At 55.5% G+C, this 6,670-nt stretch carries 6 protein-coding genes and 1 pseudogene; 4 read left to right on the top strand and 3 right to left on the bottom strand.

Going from position 1 to position 6,670, the window contains the following annotated elements; translation table 11 throughout:
• Window positions 1-302: pseudogene (locus ABWP27_RS11530) on the bottom strand (M15 family metallopeptidase); the annotation flags it as partial.
• Between the two features lie 260 nt (window positions 303-562).
• On the opposite strand from ABWP27_RS11530, the gene ABWP27_RS11525 reads away from it, so the two are divergent.
• Window positions 563-2,095, top strand: a complete 1,533-nt coding sequence (locus tag ABWP27_RS11525; protein WP_353156885.1) for a B12-binding domain-containing radical SAM protein — start codon at window positions 563-565, stop codon at window positions 2,093-2,095.
• Window positions 2,096-2,111: 16 nt separating this feature from the next.
• On the opposite strand, the gene ABWP27_RS11520 is transcribed toward ABWP27_RS11525, so the two are convergent.
• Entirely contained in the window at window positions 2,112-2,327 is a 216-nt protein-coding gene (locus ABWP27_RS11520; protein WP_353156883.1) for a DUF3717 domain-containing protein, read from the bottom strand.
• Window positions 2,328-2,461: 134 nt separating this feature from the next.
• On the opposite strand from ABWP27_RS11520, the gene ABWP27_RS11515 reads away from it, so the two are divergent.
• Both ABWP27_RS11515 and ABWP27_RS11510 read left to right on the top strand, forming a co-directional pair.
• Window positions 2,462-4,147, top strand: a complete 1,686-nt coding sequence (locus ABWP27_RS11515; RefSeq protein ID WP_353156880.1) for a SulP family inorganic anion transporter — start codon at window positions 2,462-2,464, stop codon at window positions 4,145-4,147.
• Window positions 4,148-4,324: 177 nt separating this feature from the next.
• Window positions 4,325-4,894 carry a DUF2062 domain-containing protein gene (locus ABWP27_RS11510; RefSeq protein ID WP_353156877.1) on the top strand — a complete coding sequence of 190 codons (570 nt, stop codon included), beginning with the start codon at window positions 4,325-4,327 and terminating at the stop codon, window positions 4,892-4,894.
• Between the two features lie 123 nt (window positions 4,895-5,017).
• Here the strand turns inward: ABWP27_RS11510 and ABWP27_RS11505 are convergent, their stop codons facing one another.
• A complete protein-coding gene (locus ABWP27_RS11505) occupies window positions 5,018-5,779 on the bottom strand; it encodes a TerC family protein (protein ID WP_353156875.1) in 762 nt (253 codons plus the stop codon).
• Between the two features lie 310 nt (window positions 5,780-6,089).
• Between ABWP27_RS11505 and ABWP27_RS11500 the strand changes: the two genes are divergently transcribed.
• Window positions 6,090-6,488, top strand: a complete 399-nt coding sequence (locus ABWP27_RS11500; protein ID WP_353156873.1) for a gamma-glutamylcyclotransferase family protein — start codon at window positions 6,090-6,092, stop codon at window positions 6,486-6,488.
• Window positions 6,489-6,670: the final 182 nt, after the last annotated feature.

Genomic DNA, 6,670 nt, shown 5'->3' with positions numbered 1-6,670 from the left:
TTGAAGGCGGAGGTATTGTTGGCGCGCATTGCGGCCAGATCGTCACCGCGATAATGCTGCATCAACTGTGCTCCGGCGAGTGCAAATTTTCTTTGCAGCAGCGTAGCGAAGATGGCTTGGACATGATCAGCCAGCGCTGCCATGACCATCACTGCGCCATCGTCGTGCACCTTGCCGTCCAGCCCCAGATAGGAAAAATGCACGACGCGCAGTTGCGCACAGCTGACCGGCGCATTCTTGTGCAGCACATTCATGTCGCGCATGGTCTGGCACATGTTCTGATCGACTTCGGCGATGGCCATTGAAGATGCAGACTGTGCATACGCTGTGTGGCTTGCCATTGCAGTAAACATCAGCAGGTAGAATCCGGCGAATCGAAATAATGAAGACATCGATAAAGATGACATGAATTGTTCTTTTTGAAATGAATCGTGCTGAATACGCATGTGCGGCGCGAAAGAATTGTCATTATAGGAAGAGACGGCGCCCGGGTGTACGCAAACCGAACGATTTTCAGGCCGGGCGGCGTAGAATGGGCGCTTCCCTTACTGCTACCGTTTCAATGACCATACTGCTTTCCACACTCAACGCCCGTTACACGCACGCATCGCTGGGTTTGCGCTGTCTGCTGGCAAACATGGGCGAACTGCAAGGTGTGACGCAATTGCAGGAATTCGTGATCGGTGCGCGCGCCACCGACATGGTCGAAAAGCTGCTCGCGCATCAGCCGCGCATCATCGGTTTCGGCGTGTATATCTGGAACGTTGAAGAAACCACCAAGCTGGTTGCATTGCTCAAGCGCGTGGCGCCGGAAGTTGTGATCGTGCTGGGCGGGCCGGAAGTGTCCCACGAATCGAACGAGCAAAGCATCGTGCAACTGGCCGATTACCTGGTCACCGGTTGGGGCGATGTCACGTTTCCCGCTTTGTGCAAACAGATACTGTACGGCCCCAAACCGTTGATGAAAATCCATGCTGGCGTGCAGCCGCCATTGGCGGAACTGACGATGCCGTATCAGTTGTACACCGATGAAGATATTGCGCATCGCACGCTGTACGTGGAAGCGTCGCGCGGCTGTCCGTTCAAATGCGAATTCTGCCTGTCTGCGCTGGATAAAACCGCGTGGCCTTTCGATATCGATCTCTTTCTCGCTGAACTGGAAGTCCTGCATGCGCGTGGCGCGCGGCTGTTCAAGTTCGTCGATCGCACCTTCAACCTGAATATCAAGACCAGTTTGAAGATCATGCAGTTCTTCCTCGACAAGCTGGAGGCGAATCCGCAAGATCCGGTATTCGCGCACTTTGAAGTGGTGCCCGATCATCTGCCGGATGCCTTGAAGGAAGGCATCATGAAATTTCCGCCTGGAACCTTGCAGTTTGAAATCGGCATCCAGAGTTTCAATCCGGAAGTGCAGGCGCTGGTCAGCCGCAAGCAGAATAACGAAAAGGCCGCAGAAAACATCCGCTGGCTGTGCGAACACTCGCATGCGCACTTGCACGTCGATTTGATTGCCGGCCTGCCGGGTGAAGATATCGCCAGCTTTGCGCGCGGCTTCGATCGCCTGCTGGAATTGCAGCCGCATGAAATCCAGTTCGGCATCCTGAAGCGCCTGCGCGGTACGCCCATCATTCGCCATACCGAGCAATACGGCATGGTGTTTGATCCGCATCCACCGTACACGATACTGGCGACCGACCGCATAGACTTCAATGCGATGCAGCAACTGGTGCGTTTTGCGCGCTACTGGGATCTGGTCGCCAACTCGGGACGCTTTGCACATACGCTGCCGCTGATACTGAACAGTCCATTGTCCGCTTCGCCGTTCGCCAATTTCATGCGACTGTCGAACTGGTTGTATGCGACTACCGATGCCACCAACCGGATTGCGCTGGAACGCCTGGCGGTATTGGTGGCGCAATGGCTGGTCAGCGAAGGGATGGATGAAGAGCAGGCGGCGGCCGTGTTGCGCAGTGATTACGCCGGACAGGCCAACACCAAGCTGAAGACGCAGGCCTTGAAAAAAGCTGAAAAGACGGCGGAGAAGAAAGCCGAACATGCGGCGCCGCAACGTCAGGCGCGGCACATGACGGCCTGATTGTCACCGGAGAAAGTTATGCAGCCCGCTTGCGCCAGCCTTCTATCAGTTGCAGGCAAACCGGGTCCAGCGTTTCGAGCGGGATGGATTTTTTGCGATGAAAAATCATCAGCGCATACAGTTTCGCCAGACCGTTTACTTCCGGCGACAAGGCACGCTCTTCGCCGGTCGACGGGCGTTGCGTGCGCCAGTAATTGATGACCTGTTCGAGTTCGGGCAGTGTGATATCCATCGGGCTATTGTACGCGCGGTGCGGTAGCGGTAAAGGGCGGCGCTGCCAGACAGTGTTGCAAAGCGGCAAGCTGCCCTATCCGTATTGCTTATTTTGAGACGCCCTTCCTTCCTGAAAATTGTTTTGTTTCCACCATGAATTCTGCTTTCGACATCAAACGCTTTTTTCCTTTCCTGCGCTGGCCGCGACCGACGCTGGCCACGCTGAAAAACGATGCCTGGGCCGGCCTCAGTGTCGGCATGGTGCTGATCCCGCAGGCAGTTGCCTACGCAACACTGGCTGGCATGCCGGCGGCGACAGGTTTGTATGCGGCGCTGATTCCCAGCCTGGTCGGCGTGTTGTGGGGCTCGTCCGCCTTGCTCGCAGTGGGGCCGGCTGCGCTGTCGAGTCTGCTGGTATTCGGTTCGCTCTCGCCGCTGGCGGTACCGGCCTCCGAACAATGGGTGGCGCTGGCAATCTGGCTGTCCATCTATTCCGGTGCGATACAGTTTTTACTCGGCGCATTCCGCCTTGGCCGCCTGAGCAATCTGGTGTCGCAGCCGGTGATCGTCGGTTTCATCAACGCTGCAGCGATCATCATCATGATGTCGCAATTGCCGACCTTGCTGGGCATCGTCGATATTTTCAGCAGCAATCCGCTGCGGGTGTTCGAGCGTATCAGCGCAGCGCCATCGCATATGCTGATGACGACGGCATTCGGTGCCGGCACCTTGTTGCTGCTGGCGCTCGGCAAGCGGTTTTTCCCGCGCTTTCCCACCATTCTGTTCGTGACGATACTGGCGACTGTGCTCAGCTGGGCGCTGGGCTATGCGGCAGCCGGCGGTGAAGTCGTGGGCGACATTGCCAAGGGTTTGCCACCGCTGGTGCTGCCGTCGGCGATTTCATTCGAGCAGCACCGCGAATTGTGGTCGGCCGGGCTGGTGCTGGCATTGATCAGTTTTACCGAAGCGATGTCGAGCTGCCGTGTACTGGCGCGCAAGCGGCGCGAACGCTGGGATGAAAACCAGGAGCTGATAGGTCAGGGTCTGGCAAAAGTGGCGAGCGGATTTTCCGGTGCGTTTCCGGTCAGCGGTTCCTTCTCGCGCTCGGCGCTCAATCTGTATGCCGGCGCAACCAGCGCATGGGCTACCGTATTCACATTGATTTGCGTACTGGTTTGCCTGCTGTTCTTTACCGATCTGCTGTATTACGTGCCGCGCTCGGCATTGGCCGCACTGATCATCATGCCGGTCTTCAGCCTGTTCGATTTCGGTGCCTTCAAGCGGCTGTTTTCCATTTCACGTGACGATGGCGCGATTGCTGTTGTCACCTTTGTGGTCACCATCGCCGCCATGCCGCGCCTGCACTGGGGCGTGATGGTAGGTATCACGCTGACGATGGTGTCCTATCTTTATCGGCATATGCAGCCGCGCATCATAGAAGTCAGCCAGCATGCAGACGGTACCTTGCGTGACCGCCAGCGCTTTGATCTGCCGCGTCTGGCAGACGATCTGCTGGTGGTGCGCATCGATGCCGCGCTGAATTTCCTGACCGGCGGCGTGCTGGATCATTTTGTGGTCGAACAGTGCAGCCGCGATCCGCAGATCAGACGTCTGTTGCTGTGTGTCGGTTCGGTCAACGATATCGATGCGACCGGCGTCGATACGCTGGAATCGTTGCAGATCACCTTGAAAAGCATGGGTATCGATCTCTATGTTTCGGCGATCAAGAAACAGGTATGGGATGTGCTGGAAGATGCGCGCTGGCTGGAAGGCTTGCCGCCGACGCATATTTTCATGACGGATCGCGAGGCGATCGAAGCGCTGGCTGCGGCCCGCTGAGCTGGGCTTTGCAAATAGCCATCTTCTGCGTGTAGCATTGCCGACTTCATTCAGGCAAGAATCTATTGCCGTGAATTATGCGTAGATGCCGGTGTCTCATTCTTTGGGTAATTGATATTACTTGGCCGACAGCATGCCTATGGACATGTTTGACCTTATAACAGGAGTAATAGTCGCATGCGTCGCAGCAGATTCTTCAAACATATACCGACGTCCCAGAGTATTCAGGAAAATCGTTTCCTGAAGCCGTTCAGCTGTTATCTGCATCATCATTTTCTCTGGCAGTTCAATCGGCGTGGTGTGGCCGGCGGCCTGGCAGTCGGCTTGTTCGTTGGCATCCTGATTCCGTTTGCACAAATATTGTTTGGGACGATAGGTGCGATTCTGGTGCGGGTTAATTTGCCGGTTGCCGCGTTTGCCACTTTCGTGACGAATCCGTTTACTGTGCCGCCGCTTTATTACGCCGCCTACCGGCTGGGTAACTTCCTGATTGGATCGGATCAAGTTGCCGCCGGCGCACCGGGTACGGGCATGTTTGATAAAGTCGTCAACGAACAAGGCGAAGTCAGTCACTGGTTCGACAATCTGATCGCCTGGGTACAAACCGTTGGCCCGGAGTTCATGGCAGGCCTGGCCATCATCGCGGTGGTGTCGGCGCTGGCCGGATATGTAATGGTTAATGTGGTCTGGCACTTGCAGGCGCGCTATCGCTGGCACAAACGAAGCTCGCGCAAGCTTGCAGATTGAGCTGGCAGCCTGGCGCAAAACGGATACGTAGCGCACTGAAGAAAAGCGTAAAAAGAATGTGAAAAGGGGCGGCATCTGTTTGGATGCTGCCCCTTTCATTTACTGCCCCGGCTTTTTATCTGCTCATTCGCTTTTTGGATCGCTTGAATAAGGTGCATGCAAATGTACGGGTTTGGCGGCAGCGCGCGCGCGCATCTGGATATTGATCACCTCAACGATCAGGGCAAACGCCATTGCGCTGTAGATATATCCTTTTGGAACGTGGTGATCGAATCCTTCGGCGAGCAGCACCACGCCGATCGCGACCAGGAAGGCCAGCGCCAGTATCTTGATCGACGGATGGCGCGATACGAAGCGCCCGATCGGGCCGGCAAACACCATCATCAAGCCGACCGAGGCGATCACCGCAGCCACCATCACTTCGATGTGATCGACCATGCCAACCGCCGTGATGATGGAATCCAGCGAAAACACCATATCCACCACCATGATCTGCAGAATCACAGCAGTGAACGTTGCCTGGACTGCGCTGGAGGTATGGCCTTCTTCGCCTTCCAGCGATTGATGGATTTCGCCGGTGCTTTTCCATATCAGGAATAGTCCGCCGCCTATCAATATCAAATCCCGCCCGGAAATTTCCTGATTCATCACGGTAAACAATGGTTCGACCAATCCGACTATCCAGGCCAGCACCATCAACAAGCCTATGCGCATGAACATGGCGATGAACAGGCCCAGCTTGCGCGCGAACTCGCGTCGCTCGACCGGCAGCTTGTCGACCAGGATGGAAATGAAAATGATGTTGTCGATGCCAAGCACCAGTTCCAGCGCAGTCAGCGTAATAAAGGCCATCCAGATTTGCGGGTCGGATATGAGTTCAAGCATGAGCGATTCTCCAGTAGCGTTCGATATGAAAGAGGGAAGCAGATTCTGTGCTGCAGCTACGGTGTGACGTGTCGGCTGTTGTCTCGACCATTTCTATTTCTTGTTAACGTTTTCTTGATATTTCTAATGAGCGACAACGTGTTTCAACATTAGCAGTGCATTGGAATATTAGCAACGTGCGTCCATCAACATGATCTTGTCGCACACGTTGCGGGACTTTATTTGGGCGCTTGAAGTTGGCCGTCTGCAGCCGCTTGGTCCGCACCTTAAAATAAGCACTCCTTGCAACGGCATTTCAACTCAGGAAAGCATGCAGCTATTCACTTACGGTTCATTGATGTTCCCGGAAATCTGGCAACGCGTCGTGCGCGGCGATTACCGCTCAGTTCCGGCAATGGCATATGGTTACGCACGCTATGCGCTCGCCGACGATACGTATCCCGGCATGATCGCCAACCCGCAAGCGTCGGTAGAAGGGGTGCTTTACTTCGATGTGGCGGCAGCGGACGTTGCTGCGCTGGATGCCTTTGAAGGGTGCGAATATCGTCGCGAGTTGATAGATGTTGTGATAAATTCTGGTGAAAGCGTGATAGCGTGTGCTTACATCTTCACGGCAGAGAAAAAACTCTCCGCTTTGCCGTGGGAGCCGCAGGCCTTCCAGATGTCACGCTTCATAGACGCATATTGCCGCGACAAATTGGGCGGATGAAGGCTGGCTAGCCAGTATAATTCCGCCTACGTTTATTCCAATTCAAGGCGCGGTGCTTGCACCGTCAGAAACACATCCATGCTCGCAGCACAAAAACAACGCATCACCGAACTCTTCCAGGCCGCCGTCGCACCGCTGGTGGCCGGCACCGAACTCAATCCGACCGTGACGCTGGAGCGTCC

The organism is Herminiimonas fonticola (genome assembly GCF_040395855.1).
Classification (GTDB): Bacteria; Pseudomonadota; Gammaproteobacteria; order Burkholderiales; family Burkholderiaceae_D; genus Oxalicibacterium; species Oxalicibacterium fonticola_A.
Note: the sequence above shows the minus strand (reverse complement) of the source record. Positions and strands in the feature narration are given on the sequence as shown.

Bases quoted from the DNA above. Each gene is read 5' to 3' on its own strand.
- ABWP27_RS11525 (WP_353156885.1), top strand. From the start codon at position 563: ATGACCATACTGCTTTCCACACTCAACGCCCGTTACACGCACGCATCG.
- ABWP27_RS11520 (WP_353156883.1), bottom strand. From the start codon at position 2,327: ATGGATATCACACTGCCCGAACTCGAACAGGTCATCAATTACTGGCGC.
- ABWP27_RS11515 (WP_353156880.1), top strand. From the start codon at position 2,462: ATGAATTCTGCTTTCGACATCAAACGCTTTTTTCCTTTCCTGCGCTGG.
- ABWP27_RS11510 (WP_353156877.1), top strand. From the start codon at position 4,325: ATGCGTCGCAGCAGATTCTTCAAACATATACCGACGTCCCAGAGTATT.
- ABWP27_RS11505 (WP_353156875.1), bottom strand. From the start codon at position 5,779: ATGCTTGAACTCATATCCGACCCGCAAATCTGGATGGCCTTTATTACG.
- ABWP27_RS11500 (WP_353156873.1), top strand. From the start codon at position 6,090: ATGCAGCTATTCACTTACGGTTCATTGATGTTCCCGGAAATCTGGCAA.